Annotated in this window: 15 protein-coding genes and 1 tRNA gene; 8 read left to right on the top strand and 8 right to left on the bottom strand. The window is 71.9% G+C overall.

Features of this window, described 5'->3' with window-relative positions; all coding sequences use genetic code 11:
• The first annotated feature begins 4 nt into the window (after positions 1-4).
• Complete coding sequence (locus tag FM112_RS01275; RefSeq protein WP_087002454.1) at positions 5-763, top strand: sulfite exporter TauE/SafE family protein; 759 nt, start codon at positions 5-7, stop codon at positions 761-763.
• A 33-nt stretch (positions 764-796) separates the two neighbouring features.
• Here FM112_RS01275 and FM112_RS01270 read toward each other — a convergent pair whose 3' ends face one another.
• The 3 genes from FM112_RS01270 to FM112_RS01260 all read right to left on the bottom strand — a co-directional run bounded on the left by FM112_RS01270 (position 797) and on the right by FM112_RS01260 (position 4,091).
• Positions 797-1,537 carry a MerR family transcriptional regulator gene (locus tag FM112_RS01270; RefSeq protein WP_087002452.1) on the bottom strand — a complete coding sequence of 247 codons (741 nt, stop codon included), beginning with the start codon at positions 1,535-1,537 and terminating at the stop codon, positions 797-799.
• Positions 1,538-1,539: 2 nt separating this feature from the next.
• Positions 1,540-2,790, bottom strand: coding sequence for an MFS transporter (locus FM112_RS01265; RefSeq protein ID WP_087002450.1), 1,251 nt, complete (start codon positions 2,788-2,790; stop codon positions 1,540-1,542).
• A gap of 68 nt (positions 2,791-2,858) precedes the next feature.
• Positions 2,859-4,091, bottom strand: a complete 1,233-nt coding sequence (locus tag FM112_RS01260) for an MFS transporter (protein WP_087002448.1) — start codon at positions 4,089-4,091, stop codon at positions 2,859-2,861.
• A 201-nt stretch (positions 4,092-4,292) separates the two neighbouring features.
• On the opposite strand from FM112_RS01260, the gene FM112_RS01255 reads away from it, so the two are divergent.
• On the top strand, positions 4,293-4,799 hold the full coding sequence (locus FM112_RS01255) for a hypothetical protein (RefSeq protein ID WP_087002446.1): 507 nt from the start codon (positions 4,293-4,295) through the stop codon (positions 4,797-4,799).
• A 95-nt stretch (positions 4,800-4,894) separates the two neighbouring features.
• Here FM112_RS01255 and FM112_RS01250 read toward each other — a convergent pair whose 3' ends face one another.
• A complete protein-coding gene (locus FM112_RS01250) occupies positions 4,895-6,700 on the bottom strand; it encodes an ABC-F family ATP-binding cassette domain-containing protein (protein WP_087002444.1) in 1,806 nt (601 codons plus the stop codon).
• 3 nt (positions 6,701-6,703) lie between these two features.
• Positions 6,704-7,219, bottom strand: coding sequence for a MarR family winged helix-turn-helix transcriptional regulator (locus FM112_RS01245; protein ID WP_087002442.1), 516 nt, complete (start codon positions 7,217-7,219; stop codon positions 6,704-6,706).
• 101 nt (positions 7,220-7,320) lie between these two features.
• Here FM112_RS01245 and FM112_RS01240 point away from each other — a divergent pair.
• The 5 genes from FM112_RS01240 (at position 7,321) to metE (ending at position 13,358) form a co-directional block, all read left to right on the top strand.
• Positions 7,321-7,392: transfer RNA gene (locus tag FM112_RS01240), tRNA-Gln, on the top strand.
• Between the two features lie 30 nt (positions 7,393-7,422).
• On the top strand, positions 7,423-8,877 hold the full coding sequence (gene glmU / locus FM112_RS01235; RefSeq protein ID WP_087002440.1) for a bifunctional UDP-N-acetylglucosamine diphosphorylase/glucosamine-1-phosphate N-acetyltransferase GlmU: 1,455 nt from the start codon (positions 7,423-7,425) through the stop codon (positions 8,875-8,877).
• 99 nt (positions 8,878-8,976) lie between these two features.
• Entirely contained in the window at positions 8,977-9,957 is a 981-nt protein-coding gene (locus tag FM112_RS01230) for a ribose-phosphate diphosphokinase (protein ID WP_087002438.1), read from the top strand.
• 119 nt (positions 9,958-10,076) lie between these two features.
• Positions 10,077-10,973, top strand: coding sequence for a methylenetetrahydrofolate reductase (locus tag FM112_RS01225; RefSeq protein ID WP_087002436.1), 897 nt, complete (start codon positions 10,077-10,079; stop codon positions 10,971-10,973).
• Between the two features lie 63 nt (positions 10,974-11,036).
• A complete protein-coding gene (gene metE / locus FM112_RS01220) occupies positions 11,037-13,358 on the top strand; it encodes a 5-methyltetrahydropteroyltriglutamate--homocysteine S-methyltransferase (RefSeq protein ID WP_087002434.1) in 2,322 nt (773 codons plus the stop codon).
• Positions 13,359-13,452: 94 nt separating this feature from the next.
• Here metE and FM112_RS01215 read toward each other — a convergent pair whose 3' ends face one another.
• From FM112_RS01215 to gndA, 3 genes are read right to left on the bottom strand one after another with little or no spacing between them, the layout of a single operon-like run.
• On the bottom strand, positions 13,453-14,478 hold the full coding sequence (locus FM112_RS01215; RefSeq protein WP_217874382.1) for an LLM class flavin-dependent oxidoreductase: 1,026 nt from the start codon (positions 14,476-14,478) through the stop codon (positions 13,453-13,455).
• The gene (locus FM112_RS01210) at positions 14,475-14,891 is read right to left on the bottom strand and encodes an ankyrin repeat domain-containing protein (RefSeq protein ID WP_087002431.1); all 417 of its coding nucleotides are present in this window, start codon (positions 14,889-14,891) and stop codon (positions 14,475-14,477) included. The genes FM112_RS01215 and FM112_RS01210 overlap by 4 nt, the downstream gene beginning before the upstream one ends.
• Positions 14,888-16,351, bottom strand: a complete 1,464-nt coding sequence (gene gndA / locus FM112_RS01205; protein WP_087002429.1) for an NADP-dependent phosphogluconate dehydrogenase — start codon at positions 16,349-16,351, stop codon at positions 14,888-14,890. The genes FM112_RS01210 and gndA overlap by 4 nt, the downstream gene beginning before the upstream one ends.
• A gap of 96 nt (positions 16,352-16,447) precedes the next feature.
• Here gndA and FM112_RS01200 point away from each other — a divergent pair.
• On the top strand, positions 16,448-16,762 hold a 315-nt coding region (locus tag FM112_RS01200), incomplete at its 3' end, for a hypothetical protein (RefSeq protein ID WP_140400527.1).

The following is a 16,762-nucleotide window of genomic DNA, read 5'->3' as shown; positions in this document are numbered from 1 at the left end:
TCGGATGCACCTCGCTCTCGTCCCGCTCGCCCTCGCCGTCGGCCTGCTCGTCGGCGGCGTCGGCGTGGGCGGGGTGGTGCTGCCGCCGGCGCTCACCTGGCTGTTCGGCATGACACCGCACGACGCGGCCGGCACGAGCATGTGGAGCTTCCTGTTCACGTGCGCGGTCGGCACGATCGTGTACGGGCGCAGCCCGGCCATGGACCGGCGGATGACGGGGCTGCTGGCGCTCGGCGCCGCCCCGGCGGCCGTGGCGGGAGCCCTCGCGAACGGGGTGCTGCCCGGCGAGATCGCGCTCGTGCCGCTCGGCGTCTTCACCCTCGTCACCGGCGTCTGGCACCTGTGCTTCAGGGCGCGGGCGGAGCGGCGACGGGCCGAGGAGGGCGCGGCGCGGCCGCGGATGGGTGCGCTCGCGGCGGTCTCGCTCGGCGTCTTCATCGGCTTCTGCTCGGCGATCACGGGCACGGGCGGGCCGGTGCTGCTCATCCCGATCCTGCTGATCATCGGCATCCCGGCTGTCACCGCCGTCGCCGCGGCGCAGCTCGTCTCGCTGCCGCTCGTGCTCTGCGCGACCGCGGGGTACGCCGTCCAGGGAGGCATCGACTACGGGATGGGCACCCTCATCGGCGCGCTGGCCGCCGTGGGCGCGCTGCTCGGAGCCCGCCTCGCGCTGCGGATGCCGCAGCGGGTCCTGCATCGCGTCACCGCCGGCGTGCTCGTGGGCATCGGCGCGCTCGTGCTCGCGAACGCCGCGCTCGGATGAGTCGGGGCGGGAGGGATCGGTCGGCTGAGCGGGTCAGCCGGCGGGGAACGAGCCGTCGAGCCGGTCGAAGACGAGCTGCATGACGCGTCGCTGCGCGCGGTTCATGTCGTCGATCACGACCGCCTCGAGGGCCAGGGCGCCCGCATCGACGCCGCTCGGCGAATCCAGCGCGGGGAAGGAATCCGCGTGCTCGGCGAGGAACCCCCCGATGATCAGCACGGCCCGCTCGGCGAGCGCCGCGCATTCGGACTCCGAGGCGTCGTCTGGGAGAGAGAGGACGCGCTCGTTGAGCGCCGTGAACTCCTCCGGCGCCCGGTTGAGCACGTCGACGAGCGTTGCGAGATCCTCGCCGCGCATGAGGTGGGCCAGGACGATGGCGACATTGCGGGAGGAGGGGTCGGCGCCGAGCGCCTCCATGGCGAGCAGCGCCTCCGGCGAGAGGTCGGGGGCGATGCCGCCGTCGACGAGGGCGTCGACATCGGCGCGGATGCGCTCGAGCTCGGCGATGCGCTCCGCGAGCTCGGCGCGCAGGTCGAGCAGCGACTGCCCGGCGTGCGTCTCGGACTCGAGCATGCGCGCGATGTCGTCGAGGCCGAACCCGAGCCCCGCCAGGCGCTTGATGCGCAGCGCCAGGACGAGGTGCTCGGCGGTGTACTGCTTGTAGCCGTTCGTCAGCCGGCCGGGCTCGGGGAGGAGGCCGATCTCGTGCCAGTGCCGGATCGAGCGCAGGGTGACCCCCGTGAGCTCGGCGAGCTGTCTCGTGCTCCACGCCATGGTCAGTCCTCCTGCGCCGCGTCCGGCGAGATCGTGTCCAGCGTACGGAACGCCGGCACGCTCAGCGAGACGACGGCGGACAGGACGACGAGCGCGGCGATGCCGAGCCCGGCGGCGGTCAGCCCGGCGCCCGCGGCCAGCGCGGCGAACGGCGCGGAGGTGAGCGCGGGGGCGGCGAGCATGAGCGCGTTCTGCGCGCCGAGCACGCGGCCGCGCAGCGGGTCGGGCGTCGCCTCGATCGTCGCCACTCCCAGCACGGCCGAGAGCGGGCTGTTCGCGAGGCCGATGAACACCGACGCCGCCAGCACCGCCCACGGGGCGGCCATCGTGCCGATGGCTGCGAACCCGAGCGCCGTGCCGATCATGCCGTTCACGAACCACGTGCGTCGGCGCATCCGGCCGGACGCCGCGGCGTAGATCCCCGCGCCGAACAGGCTGCCCAGCGCGATGCCGGTGGCGGCGAATCCGCTCAGCTCGGGCAGCCGCTCGGCCGTGAAATAGGCCGGCAGGATCGTGGCCTGGAGTGCCGCGATCGCGGCGACGAACACGGCCGTCAGCACGGTGGCGCCGAGCACGAGCCTGCTGCCCAGCAGGAAGCGCCAGCCGGCGACCAGATCGACGAGGACGCCGCGCACGCCTCCGCGCGCCGGCGCATCCCCGTCGGCGTCGATCGCGCCGATGCGCGACGTCATCGCGAACGACAGGAGCGCGGCGGCGAGGCTCGTGCCGGCGGTGACGAGCAGCGTGCCGGCCCCGACGCCCATGAGCCAGACGAGGAGCCCGCCGACGCCGGGGCCGATCAGCATGAGCGCCGCGGACAGCGATTCCCGCAGGCCGACCAGCCGTTCCAGGGCGCCCGGTCCGCCGCCCTGCAGCCGCACGAGGCGGGGAAGCATCGTCTCGCGGGCCGTCATGCCCGGCATGTCGCCGAACGCGCCGATCACGCCGAGGGCGATGAACCAGGTGAGGTCGAGACCCCACAGCGCATCCACGACGGGCAGCGCGGCGATCGACGCCGCCGAGAGCACGTCGCTGATGATCGACACCGTGCGCCGGTTGACCCGGTCGATCACGATGCCGGCGAGCACGCCCGCGATCGCCGCGACGGCGGCGGTGACTGAGGCGAGCACGCCCGCGGCGAGGACGTCGCCGGTCCTGGCCAGCACGAGCAGCGGGAACAGGACCGAGGCGATCCCGTTTCCCAGCAGCGACAGGCTGTACGACCCCAGATAGACCCATGTCGTTCGATTCATGGGGCCATTGCAGACCATGCCGTCACGGCATGGTCAAGCGGGGACGCGGAGGAACGCGGCGGTCGCCCTCAGACGGCGGGTGCTCCGTCGGCGGCGGGGATCCGGCGGAAGCGCGGGTGCGCGAGCACGAAGGCGGTGACGGCGGCCATGATCGCGGCGGCGACGATGACCGGCAGCGGCTCCCACACGCCGTACAGCAGCGTGCTCGCGGTGGGCGCGACCACGAAGGTCAGGCCCATGTTCGCGGCGATCACTCCGGCGAGGCCGCCCTGCTCCTCGCGGGAGACGAGCAGGGTGGGGCCGGCCGTGTAGCCGGGCATGGCGGTGCCGAGGCCGAGCCCGATGAGGGCGATCGCGCCGAACAGCGAGACCGGGCCGAGGTCCGGGATGAGCAGCAGGAAGCCGAGGAGCGCGGTGGCGCCGCCCGCTCGCAGCAGGGCGGCCGGCCCCCATCGGGACTTCGGGACGACGATCGTCTGCGCGAGGATCATGCCGACGCCGGCGGCGAGCAGCGCCGCCCCGGTGAGCACGCCCGCCGTCCGGGTGTCGAGCCCGAGACGATCCTGCACGAGGAAGCCGGTGACGATCTGGATGAATCCGAGCGCCGTGAACATGCCGAAGCCGGCGAGCAGGAAGGGCCACACCCGCCCGTCGGTCGCACGCACCCGCACCGGCTTCTCGATCAGCGAGGTGCGGTCCTCCGGGCGGAGCCGCAGCAGCACGAGCAGCAGGCCGAGGAGGAGCATGATCGGCACCGCGATGACGGGCGCGAGCAGCCCGAGCGCCGCGAGGAGCCCGCCGGCGACGGCGCCGGCCACCTGGGCGATGCCCTGGGCCGCACCGATGCCGGCCATGCCCTTGACCCGGGTCGCCTCGTCGTCGGTGATGTCGGCGATGTAGGCCTGGGCGGTCGGCTGCACCGCCGCGATCGCCACGCCGAAGCCGATGCCCCGCAGCGCCACGAAGAGCAGGAACAGCGCGGTGCCGGTCAGCGCGCCCGCCATGCCGAGGCCCGCGACGAGTGCGAACGCGCCCGTCGTCGCACCGCCGAGCGCGAAGGCGAGGACGAGGACCCGCTTGCGCCCGAGCGATTGCGAGCTGCGGCCCCACGGCTGCGCGGTGAGCACGACCATCACGGCCGCGGTGCTGATGGTGACGCCCACCTGCCATTCCGCGAGGCCGACCTCCCGCGAGAGCGGGGCGATGATCGGGTTGAGCGTCATCTGCGCCAGGAAGGCGAGGAACGCCGCGGTCATCACGAGCCTGATCTGCGGCGCGGGCTTCGTCTCGGTCGAGGTCATCCGCGGCTTCCTCTCACGGTGATTCAGGGTCGCCTCAGTCAATACTGAAGGCAGTTCAGAGTTAACCATGGAGTCGTGATTCCGGCAATCTCCGGATATCCGGTCCCGTGGCTGTCGCTTTCCTCCAACGTCGCGCTTCATCGGCGTCGGGGTGCCCTACGCTGAGGCGCAATCCGCTCGCGCCACCCCCCAGGAGTCCTCATGACCGTGCGCCGTCTCACGCCCATCGCAGCGCTGGCGCTGCTCGCCCTCGCCGGCTGCTCGGCGGCCGACGACTCCGAGCGGCAGGACCGCGCGGAGACGGACGCCGAGGAGACGACGGCCGCGGCCGGCCGGCTCCAGGGGACGCCGGAGGAGTGGATGGACGCGCTCTGCGGCGAATCGAACTGGACCGACGGCAACGGGACGAGTAAGCGGGGCGGCCCCGACGCGATCGACGGCACGCTCCACTACTGCACGGGCATCTCGCAGGAGGACGCGTACGCCTACCACTCGGCGGAGCTGTTCGTCTACGAGGAGGACCCGTCCCCCTACTGGGAGGAGCAGGCCGAGGTCGGCGACGAGGACAACTCCATCACCTACGCGATCGGGCAGGCCGAGGACGGGCGCTGGTACGTCCTGTTCGAGGACGACTCGCGCAGCCCGATCGAGGAGCCGATCAGCCCCGCGCTCGAGCAGTTCGGCTTCGAGGTGCACGTGAACGTGTGAGGCAGTGCTTCGCCCGCAGCGTGCACGACGCCCATGGACGGAGGGCGCTGCGCGCCGGCGGTGCCGAGGTGCACGTCGAAGCGCGAGGCGGCCCGCTACTCCAGCGAGTCCGAGAGCTCCAGCCACCGCTCCTCGAGCGACTCGGTCTCGGCCTCCACGGCCTGCAGCTCGGCGGTGAGCGCGCCGAGGCCCTCGAAATCGCTCTGATCGTGCGCCGCCATCCGCCCGTGCAGCGCCTCGGCCCGCCCGGCGAGCTTCTCGAGCTTGCGCTCGATCGCGCTCACCTCCTTGCGCGCCGCATGCGCCGCGGCGCCCGAGAGCCCGGGGGAGGAGCCGGACGGGGCAGGCGCGGCGGAAGCATCGGACGAGGCGCGGACGGCGCTCGCAGCGCCCCGCTCCTGCGCCTCGCGCAACCGCAGGTACTCGTCCACGCCGCCGGGGAGGTGCCGCAGGCCGCCGTCGAGCACGGCGTACTGCTGGTCGGTGACGCGCTCGATGAGGTAGCGGTCGTGGGAGACGACGATGAGGGTGCCGGGCCAGGTGTCGAGAAGGTCCTCCATGGCCGCGAGCATGTCGGTGTCGAGGTCGTTCGTCGGCTCGTCCAGGATGAGCACGTTCGGCTCGTCGAGCAGGATGAGCAGCAGCTGCAGCCGCCGGCGCTGGCCGCCCGAGAGGTCCTTCACCGGGGTCTGCAGCTGCACCGACGCGAAGCCGAGCCGCTCGAGCATCTGCGAGGGCGAGAACTCCTGCCCGGCCGCGCGGTAGCTGCGCTTCTGCCGGGCGATGATCTCGAACACCTTGTCCTGCTCGACCTCCGCGAGCTCGTCGAGCTGCTGGGTGAGCTTCGCGATCTTCACGGTCTTGCCGTGCTTGACCCGGCCCTCGGTGGGCGCCAGATCGCCCGACACGAGGTCCAGCAGCGTGGACTTGCCCGCGCCGTTGACGCCGAGGACGCCGGTGCGCTCGCCGGGCGCGAGCCGCCACGTGATGTCGTGCAGCACGCGCTTCCCGTCGAAGGAGACGCCCGCGTCCACGAGGTCCACCACGTCCTTGCCCAGGCGCGCCGTCGCGAGCTGCACGAGCTCGACGCCGTCGCGCACGGGCGGCACATCCGCGATGAGGGAGTTCGCGGCCTCGATGCGGAACTTCGGCTTCGAGGTGCGCGCGGGCGCGCCGCGCCGCAGCCACGCGAGCTCCTTGCGCATGAGGTTCTGCCGCTTCTGCTCGGCCGCCGCGGCTTGCCGGTCGCGCTCGACGCGCTGCAGGATGTACGCCGCGTAGCCGCCCTCGAAGGGCTCGATGACGCCGTCGTGCACCTCCCACGTCTTGTTGCACACCGCGTCGAGGAACCAGCGGTCGTGCGTCACAACCACGAGCGCGCCGTCGTTCCTGCCCCAGCGGGCGTTCAGGTGCTGCGCGAGCCACGAGACCCCCTCGATGTCGAGGTGGTTCGTCGGCTCGTCGAGCAGCAGGATGTCCCATTCCCCGATGAGCAGCTGCGCGAGCGCCACGCGTCGGCGCTGCCCGCCCGAGAGGTCGCCGAGCCGCGCATCCCAGTCGAGGTCCTTCGCGAGCCCGCGGATGATGTCGCGGATGCGCGGGTCGCCCGCCCACTCGTGCTCGTCGAGGTCGCCGACGATCGCGGTTCGGACGGTCAGCTCCGGGTCGACCGCGTCGGACTGGTCGAGCATCCCGATGGCGGTGCCGCCGCGCACCGTCACCTGGCCGTCGTCGGGCTCGAGCCTTCCGGCGATGATCTTGAGGAACGTGGACTTGCCGTCGCCGTTGCGGCCGACGATGCCGATCCGGTCGCCCTCGCCGATGCCGACGGTGACGTCCTCGAACACCGTCTTCGTGGGGTACTCCAGCGAGATGCGCTCCGCGCCGAGAAGATGGGCCATGCCTCAGAACTCCGAATCCGTCGCGCCCATGTGGATCGCGAGGGTGCGCAGGCCCCGCGAGAGCGCCGCCACGTCCTCGGACGGCAGGTCGGCGAGAAGCCGTTCCTCGTCCGCGAGCAGCAGGTCGATGGCCTCGTCCACGAGCGCGATCCCGTGCGGGGTCATGCGCACGAGGATGCTCCGGCCGTCGGCCGGGTCGTTCCGGCGCGTGACCAGGCCGCGGCGCACGAGCCGGTCGATGCGGTTGGTCATGGTGCCCGAGGAGACGAGGTTGGTGGCCAGCAGCTGCTTGGGCGTCAGGGCGAAGGGCTCGCCCGAGCGGCGCAGCGCCGAGAGCACGTCGAACTCGGAGGGCTCGAGCCCCGCCTGCGCGAAGGCCCGGCGGCGCATCTGATCGAGCTGCTTCGCGATCCGCTTCACGCGAGAAAAGATCTCCAGCGGGGTCGCGTCGAGATCCGAGCGGACGGTGGACCACTCGCGAACGATGGCATCGACCGCATCGTTTTCAGGCGTAGACATGCCTTTCATTATGGCGCAGGCCGGGCCCGGCGTCCGCGCGGCCGCGGCCGGGTCGACATGCGGCCCCCGAAGTCATGGCAGACTGGTGGGGTTGAAACCGATCCTCCTTGGTGTAACGGCAGCACGACAGCCTTTGGAGCTGTGAGGTCCAGGTTCGAATCCTGGGGGAGGAACGCGACGAGTGACCGCCGACTGGAGGACTTGTGACCGATAACAATCTCGCCATCATCATTCTGGCAGCCGGCAAGGGCACTCGGATGAAGTCGAAGACCCCCAAGGTGCTGCACTCCCTGGGCGGGATCCCGCTGATCGGGCACGTGCTCCGCACCGCGGCGGCGCTGCAGCCCACGCACACCGTCGCCGTCGTCCGGCACGAGCGCGACCGCGTGGTCGAGGCCATCCGCCAGCTCTCTCCCGAGGTGCTCGTCGCCGACCAGGACGAGACCCCCGGCACCGGGCGCGCCGTCGAGGTCGGCCTCGACGCGCTGCCGGAGGGCTTCGACGGCGATGTCGTGGTGCTCTCGGGCGATGTGCCGCTCCTCGACTCCGTGACGGTGAACCGCCTGCTCGAGACGCACCGCGAGGAGCGCGACGACCTGACCCTCCTCAGCGCCTTCTACGAGGACCCGACCGGCTTCGGACGCATCGTGCGCGACGCCGACGGCGTGTTCGAGTCGATCGTCGAGCACGGCGACGCCTCCGAGGCGCAGCGCCGCATCAACGAGATCAACGCCGGCGTCTACGCGTTCTCGGCGCGCGCCTGCCGCAGCGCCCTCGACCAGGTCGACCAGGCCAACGAGCAGGGCGAGAAGTACCTCACCGACACCGCCAAGGTCATCAAGCGCGAGGGCGGCCGCATCGCGGCCTTCGGCGTCACCGACCCCTGGCTGGTCCAGGGCATCAACGACCGCGCCCAGCTCGGCGCCACCGCGCGCGAGTACAACCGCCGCATCCTCGACCGGTGGATGAAGGACGGCGTGACCATCCTCGACCCCGACACCACGACGATCGACGCCGACGTCACGATCGGCCGCGACGTCGAGATCCTGCCCGGCACGCAGCTGCGCGGCGCGACGACGATCGCCGAGGACGCGATCATCGGCCCCGACACGACCCTCGTGGACTGCGAGGTCGGCGCAGGCGCCACCGTCAAGCGCACCGACGCGACCCTCTCGGTGATCGGCGAGCGCGCGACCATCGGCCCGTGGAGCTACCTGCGCGCCAACACCGTGGTCGGCGCCGGCGGCAAGGTCGGCGCCTTCGTCGAGACGAAGAACTCCACCCTCGGGGCGGGGGCCAAGGTGCCCCACCTCTCCTACGTGGGCGACGCCGAGATCGGCGAGGGCTCCAACCTCGGCGCCGGCAGCATCACCGCGAACTACGACGGCGTGAACAAGCACCGCACCGTCGTCGGCCGCGACGTGAAGATCGGCTCCGACAACGTGCTCATCGCCCCCGTCACGGTGGGCGATGGTGCCTACACCGGCGCCGGCACCTCCATCCGCAAGGACGTGCCCGCGGGCGCGCTCGCGGTGAACGTCGCCCCGCAGCGGAACGTCGAGGGCTGGACGGCGAAGAACCGGCCCGGCACGAAGGCGGCCGAGTCGGCGGCGAGCGCCTCGGCGGAAGGCGGATCCGCCGCCCCCGGATCCGAGTAATCTTTCCCTGTCCCCCTCAGGACGATGTCATCCCCTGTCCATGTCAATCCTGACTTGCATGCACGTGTAAGCCGATCATCATCACAAAGGCGGTATTAGGTGTCCGGCATTTCTCACCCCGGCGAAAAGCGATTGGTCCTCATCTCCGGGAGGGCTCATCCGCAGCTCGCCAAGGAGGTCGCCGAGAACCTGGGCACGGAGGTGCTCGAGACGGAGACCCGCACGTTCGCGAACGGCGAGATCTACGCGCGATACAGCGAGTCGGTCCGCGGCGCGGACGCGTTCGTCATCCAGTCCCACACCGACCCCATCAACGAGTGGGTCATGGAGCAGCTCATCATGGTGGACGCGCTCAAGCGCGCCTCCGCGAAGCGCATCACCGTCGTGATGCCGTGCTATCCCTATGCGCGGCAGGACAAGAAGGGCCGAGGTCGGGAACCGATCTCGGCTCGTCTCATGGCGGACCTGTTCAAGACGGCGGGCGCCGACCGCATCATGTCGGTCGACCTGCACGCCTCGCAGATCCAGGGCTTCTTCGACGGCCCCGTGGACCACCTCTTCGCGATGCCCGTGCTCATGAACTACTTCCGCGACAAGCTCGGCGACGACCCGAACCTCACCGTGGTCTCGCCCGACATGGGCCGCGTCCGCGTCGCCGACCGCTGGTCGGGGGAGCTCGACGCGCCGCTCGCGATCATCCACAAGCGCCGCGACCCCACCGTCGCGAACGAGGTCTCGGTGCACGAGATCGTCGGCAAGGTGGACGGGCGCACCTGCCTCATGGTCGACGACCTCATCGACACCGGCGGCACGATCCAGAAGGCCGCCCAGGCGCTCAAGGCCAACGGCGCGGCCAAGGTGGTCGTGGCCGCCACCCACGCCGTGTTCTCCGGACCCGCCGTGGAGCGGCTCACCTGCGAGGCGATCGACGAGGTGGTCGTCACCGACACCCTGCCGGTCACCGAGTCCAAGCGGTTCGACAGCCTCACGGTGCTGCCGATCGCGCCCCTGCTCGCCCGCGCCATCCACGAGGTCTTCGAGGACGGCTCCGTCACCTCGATGTTCGACGGGGCCGCATAGCCCGAGCGCATATACCGCATCATCACAGCCCGTGACGCCTCCGCGTCACGGGCTGTAATGTTCTGTCACCCATCGACATACCAATACGAAGTCGTGGAGCCACCCCTAAAATAGTCGGCATGCCATTCCCGTTCTCGTTCGAGCTCTTCCCTCCGCGGACCGCCAAGGTCGCGGAACGAATGCCCGAGATCACCCGGGTGCTCGGCGAGGCCGGACCGGAGTTCATCTCGGTGACGTTCGGCGCGGGCGGCTCCTCGAGGGACGCGTCGCTCGACGTGCTCCGCCAGATCCGCCGCAACGGCGACGCGCGGCCGCTCGCGCACCTCACGTGCGTGGGCTCCTCCGAGGCCGAGGCGGGCGCGATCATCGACCGTTTCATCGAGAACGGCATCCTCGACTTCCTCGCGCTGCGCGGCGACCCGCCGAAGGGGCTCGCCGAGACGGACGAGTTCCTCGGCGACCTGCGCAGCGGCGCCGAGCTGACCGAGTTCATCCGCCGGCGCCGCGACGCGCGCCGGACCCCGGGGGAGGAGCCGCTGCTGGTCGTCGCGGCGTACCCCAACGGCCACCCGCAATCGCGGTCGATCGAGCAGGACTACGACGCCCTGCTCGCCAAGCAGGCCGCCGGCGCCAACCTCGCCATCACCCAGCTCTTCTTCGAGGCCGAGGACTATCTGCGCTTCGTCGAGGGCGCGAGGGCGCGAGGCGTCGCCATGCCGATCATGCCCGGCGTGATGCCCATCACCTCCGTGGCCCGCCTGCAGCGCATGGCGGAGCTGGCGGGGGAGGCCGTGCCCGAGCGCTGGCGGCGCTCGCTGGACGCCTGCCGGTCCGATCGCGCGCGGCGCGAGCTCGGCATCGCCCACGCCGCCGCGATGAGCCACGACCTGCTCGAGGGCGGCGCCCCGGGCATCCACGTCTACACCCACAACCGCACCGACGAGCCCCTCGAGCTGCTCAGCCGGCTCGGCGCGATCAGCCCCGCGGACGCATCCGTCGAGCCCGTCGCCGCCTGAGGCGCGCCCGGGCCGCCCCGACTCCCACTATCGCTCTGCACCCGACCCCTGACTAGGAGAACCATGTCGAATTTCCCCACCGGCACCGTGCTCGGCTACCCGCGCATCGGCCGCAACCGCGACCTCAAGAAGGCGCTGGAGGCCTACTGGCGCGGCAAGCTCGATCGCGCCGGACTGGAGGATGCCCGCCGCGCCGTCCGCGCGGCGGCCCGCGAGGCGCTCGCAGCCGCGGGGCTCGGCCGCGAGGACTCCTCCATCCCCGAGGCCGCCTCGACCTACGACCACGTCCTCGACACCCTCGTGACGGTGGGCGCGGTCCCCGCGCGGTTCGCCGACGTCGTGCCGGCCGAGGGCGGGATCGACGCCGACGCCGCCTTCGTGCTCGCCCGCGGCGACGCCGAGCACCCGGCCCTCGAGATGACCAAGTGGTTCGACACGAACTACCACTACCTCGTGCCGGAGATCGCCCCCGGCACAGTGTTCCGCTACGCGAACCGCGAGCGCGCCGCCGAGGTCCGCGAGGCCGCCGATGCCGGCTACCGCACGCGCCCGACGGTGGTCGGCCCGGTCACCTTCCTCGCACTCGCCAAGGCCGCGGACGACGCCCCCGAGGGCTTCGACCCGCTCAGCCGCCTCGAGGACCTGCTGCCCGTGTACGTCGAGCTCCTCGCGGACCTCAAGGCGGCCGGCGCCGAATGGGTGCAGCTCGACGAGTCGGCCCTCGTGGCGGAGACCCTCGGCGCCTCGCCCGAGGCGCTCGCCGACGCGGCGTCCCGCGCCTACGGCGTGCTCGCCGGCGCGCAGGACCGCCCCTCGCTCTTCGTGGCCACGAGCTACGCCTCGCTGCCGGACGCGGCCTACCGCGCCCTCGCCGGGGCCGGCGTCGAGGCCGTCGGCTTCGACCTCATCCGCGGCACCGCCCCCGCCGTGCTCGGCGAGTTCCCCGAGGTGCGCGCGGTGGCCGGCGTCATCGACGGCCACAACATCTGGCGCGGCGACCTCGGCGCGGCGTTCGAGAAGCTCGAGGCCGTGGCGGCGACCGGCGCGCCGGTGACCGCATCCTCCTCCACCTCGCTCTTCCACGTGCCCCACACCCTCGAGGACGAGACCGGGCTCGCGCCGCAGCTGCGCTCCTGGCTCGCCTTCGCCGACGAGAAGACCGCGCAGATCGTCGCGCTCGCCCGCGCGCTCGAGCAGGGCCGCGAGGCCTCTGCCGAGGAATTCGAGGCCGCCGCCGCGGCCTTCGCCGACCGGCAGCAGGCCGAGGGCGTCCGCAAGGCCGAGATCCGAGAGCGCACCGCCGCCGTCACCGCCGCCGACCTCGCGCGCGCCGACTACGCCGAGCGCGACGCCGCGCAGGAGGCCGCCTTCGGCCTGCCCGCGCTGCCGACCACCACGATCGGCTCCTACCCGCAGACCTCGGAGATCCGCGTCGCCCGCCGCCGCTTCACCCGCGGCGAGATCGACGGCGCCGAGTACGAGCAGTTCCTGCGCGAGGAGATCCGGCGCGTGATCGAGCTGCAGGAGGAGATCGGCCTCGACGTGCTCGTGCACGGCGAGCCCGAGCGCAACGACATGGTGCAGTACTTCGCGGAGAACCTCGACGGCTTCGCGACCACCTCGAACGGCTGGGTGCAGTCCTACGGCTCGCGCTGCACGCGCCCCTCGATCCTCTGGGGCGACGTCTCGCGTCCCGCCCCCATCACGGTCGGGTGGAGCACGTACGCGCAGTCGCTCACCGAGAAGCCCGTCAAGGGCATGCTCACCGGCCCCGTGACGATCCTCGCCTGGTCGTTCGTGCGCGACGACCAGCCGCTCGAGGAGACGGCGAACCAGGTCGCCCTCGCCCTGCGCGACGAGGTGGCCGACCTCGAGGCCGCCGGCATCGGCATCATCCAGGTCGACGAGCCGGCGCTGCGCGAGCTGCTGCCGCTCGAGCGCGACAGGCACGAGGACTACCTGCGCTGGTCGGTGGACTCCTTCCGCCTCGCCACCGCGGTGGCCAGGCCCGAGACGCAGATCCACACCCACCTCTGCTACTCCGAGTTCGGCGTCATCATCGACGCGATCGACGGCCTCGACGCCGACGTGACCTCGATCGAGGCCGCGCGCTCGCGCATGGAGGTCGTCGCCGACCTCGAGCAGCACGACTACGCCCGCGGCATCGGACCCGGCGTGTGGGACATTCACTCGCCGCGCGTGCCGAGCCAGGAGGAGATCGCCGAGCTCGTGAGCATCGCGGCCGACTCCATCCCCGTCCGCCACCTCTGGATCAACCCGGACTGCGGCCTCAAGACCCGCGGCTACGAGGAGACCGTGGCGAGCCTGAAGCACCTCGTCGCGGCCACCCTCGAGGCCCGCGAGCGCCAGTCGCAGCGCGCCTGATCCCCTTCCGCCCGCCGGAAATCGGCCACGGCCGGTCGTTCTCAGCAGCGAGAACGACCGGCCGTGGCCAATTTCCTGCTCGGTGCGGGGCGCGTCAGCGGCCCGGTTCCCAGCCCAGGGTGGGGCCGATGCGCGTGGCGAGCTGCTCGAGGATGTGCTTCCAGTCGTCGAGCTCGAACTCGAAGGGCAGCTCGAAGAGGTAGTCGTCGGCGGCGCGGAAGGCCGCGTCGGCCGCGATGCGCTCCACGATCTCGTCGAGGGAGCCGAGCACGTCCTGCGCGATGATGGTGTTCCGGCCGTGGACGCGCTTCGTGCGCGGGGTGCGCGCCTCCACGTACTCCCGGTAGCGGGCGGCCCGGGCATCCGAGGCGCCGTCGGTGGGGACGATCACGCGCGCGACCGCCGTGCGGGCGGCGTCGCCGGCGGGATGCGCGGCCCGGTAGGCGTCAATCTGCGCCCGCTGGGCGAGGTCGAACTGCTCGACCCCGTGCTCCGCCGAGCTGATATTGCTCACGAGCCAGAGGTAGCCGTGCTCGCCGGCCCAGCGCGCCGAGCGCAGCGAGCCGCCGCCGTACCAGAGCCGGTCCGCGAGCCCCGGGCTGTGCGGCTCGACGCGCTCCGAGTCGACGTCGCCGCCGAAGCCCTGATACTCCGGCAGCTCGCGCACCCGGTCGCCGCGCAGGAAGGAGCGCAGCCGCTCGATGCGCGCGTAGGAGTAGTCCTCCTCGCGCCATCCGGCGTCGAAGACCGCGTCGTTGACGGCGTCGTCCGGATAACCTGGGCCGTGCACGCTGAGGCCGGGCTGCAGGCGTCCGCCCGATAGCAGATCGGCCGTGGCCAGATCCTCGGCGAGCCGGAACGGGTTCTCGTGCCCCACGGGGATCACCGCGTTGCCGAGACCGATGCGCGAGGTCCGCTGCGAGAGGGCGCCGAAGAGCACGGCGGGAGCCGACAGCCCGTACTGCAGGTGCCGGGTGCGGATCCAGCCGCTGTCGAGCCCGAGCTCCTCGGCGAAGCGGAACAGCTCGATCGCATCCTCGAGCCCCGCCGCGGGCCGCTCCCGCGACGTGGGCACGAGGTGGATGAAGCCGAGCCGCCGCAGCGGCCGTGCGCCCGTCACGAGGACTCCGCTCCGCGGACCTCGGCCAGGAGCTCCTCGAACTCGGGCCAGCCGAACACCTCGGCCGTCCCGCGCGCCGAGGGCTGTCCGGCGTCCGGATCCGCGCCGGCCGCGAGCAGGATGCGCGCACTCCGCACATCCTGCTTGAACACGGCGCACGTGAGCGCGCGCTGCCCGCGGTCGTTGGCGGCCTCGACGTCGGCGCCGTGCTCGAGCAGCATCGCGACCGTCTCGGGCTCGGTGTGGTAGGCGGCGAGCGTCAGCAGCGTGTCGCCCTTGGCGTTGCGCATGTTGACGGGGGCGCCGGCGTCGAGATACGCGCCGAGCTCCGCCGTGCGGCCCTCGCGGGCGTAGTCGAAGAGCCGGTTGGCGAGCTCGATCGTCTCGTCCGAGAGTCCCGAGCCCTCGGTCACAGCTCGACCTCGGAGCGGTCGCCGGACCAGTTGGTGTGGAAGGTGCCCTCGCGGTCGACGCGCCCGTAGGTGTGCGCGCCGAAGAAGTCGCGCTGGCCCTGGATGAGGGCCGCGGGGAGCCGGTCGCTCGCGAGCGAGTCGTAGTACGCGAGCGTCGAGGAGAACGCGGGGGCGGGCACGCCGGACCGGGCCGCGGTGGCCACGACCTCGCGCCAGGCCGCCGCGCCCTCGGCGACCTCGCCGGCGAAGTACGGGTCGGCGATGAGCGACTGGAGGTCGGCGTCGCGGTCGTAGGCGTCGGCGATGCGGTTGAGGAAGCGGGCGCGGATGATGCAGCCCGCGCGCCAGATCTTCGACACCGCGCCCGGATCGATCTCCCAGCCGTACTCCTTCGCACCGGCGAGGATGAGGTCGAAGCCCTGCGCGTAGGCGATCACCTTCGAGGAGTAGAGCGCGCGGCGCACGTGCTCGACGAACTGCTCGTCGACGGCGACGGGCTCCGGGCGGGCGGCGATGGTCGGGCGCACGGCCTCGCGCTGCTCGACGCGGCCGGAGACGCCGCGGGCGAAGACGGCCTCGCCGATGCCCGAGGCGGGGATGCCCAGCGAGAGGGCGTTCTGCACGGTCCAGGTGCCGGTGCCCTTCATGCCCGCGCGGTCGACGATGATGTCGACGAAGGGCCTGCCGGTGGCGGCGTCCTCGTGGCGCAGCACCTCGGCGGTGATCTCGATGAGGTAGGACTCGAGGTCGCCCTTGTTCCACTCGGTGAACACGTCGGCGATCTGCTTCGGCTCGAGGCCGCCCACGCGGCGGAGCAGGTCGTAGGCCTCGGCGATGAGCTGCATGTCGGCGTACTCGATGCCGTTGTGCACCATCTTCACGAAGTGGCCGGCGCCGTCGGTGCCGATGTGGGTGACGCAGGGCGAGCCGTCCTCGGGCGCGCGGGCCGCGATGGACTCGAGGATGGGCCCGAGCGTCTCGTAGGACTCCGCGGGCCCGCCGGGCATGATCGAGGGGCCGTTGAGGGCGCCCTCCTCGCCGCCCGAGATGCCCGCGCCCACGAAGTGGATGCCTTCGGCCCGCACCGCGGCCTCGCGGCGGATGGTGTCGGTGAACAGCGCGTTGCCGCCGTCGACGATGATGTCGCCCGGCTCGAAGACCTCGACGAGCTGATCGATGACGGCGTCGGTGCCGGCGCCCGCCTGCACCATGATGATCGCGGTGCGCGGCCGCTGCAGGGAGGCGGCGAACTCGGCGACCGACTCGGCGGGCACGAAGCCGGCCTCGGGGTGCTCCGCGACCAGCGTGCGGGTGCGCTCGGGGGAGCGGTTGTAGACGGCGACGGTGTTGCCCTCGCGCGAGGCGAGGTTGCGGGCGAGGTTGGCGCCCATGACGGCGAGGCCGACAACACCGATGTTGGCGGTCGCCGCGGCGGGCCGAGCTGAGTCGGTGGAGGTCATTGTGCACCTTTCGGGTAGTCCAGTAGAACCATTATCCGGTCTGTTGTCCGGGGATGCGGTTAGCCTGGCCTCTCAGCCAACGGCAGGAGGACGAAGTTGAGCCATACATCTGACGACGAGCCTACGCAGGCGTACGATCAGCGTGCATTCGTCGACGGCAACAATTCTTCACACAAGCCCTCGGACGCGGGGGAGACCCCCACCGACGAGCTCGAGCTGCCGCAGCCGACGCAGCGGATGCCCGCCTTCTCCCGCGAGGAGCAGGACGAGTTCGACAAGACCCGGGTGATGCCGGTGACCCGGGAGCCGAGCCTGCAGGACGTGGACACGATCGCCTTCCCGCGCACGGAGGCGCCCGCCCCGGCGCCCCGCCGGGCGAAACAAGTCGCGCAGAACTCGGAGGACGCGCAG

Origin of the sequence: Gulosibacter sp. 10 (assembly GCF_900163695.1) — a bacterium.
Classification (GTDB): domain Bacteria; phylum Actinomycetota; class Actinomycetes; order Actinomycetales; family Microbacteriaceae; genus Gulosibacter.
The sequence above is the reverse complement of the archived record's forward strand: the minus strand, read 5'-3'. Positions and strand labels throughout refer to the sequence as shown.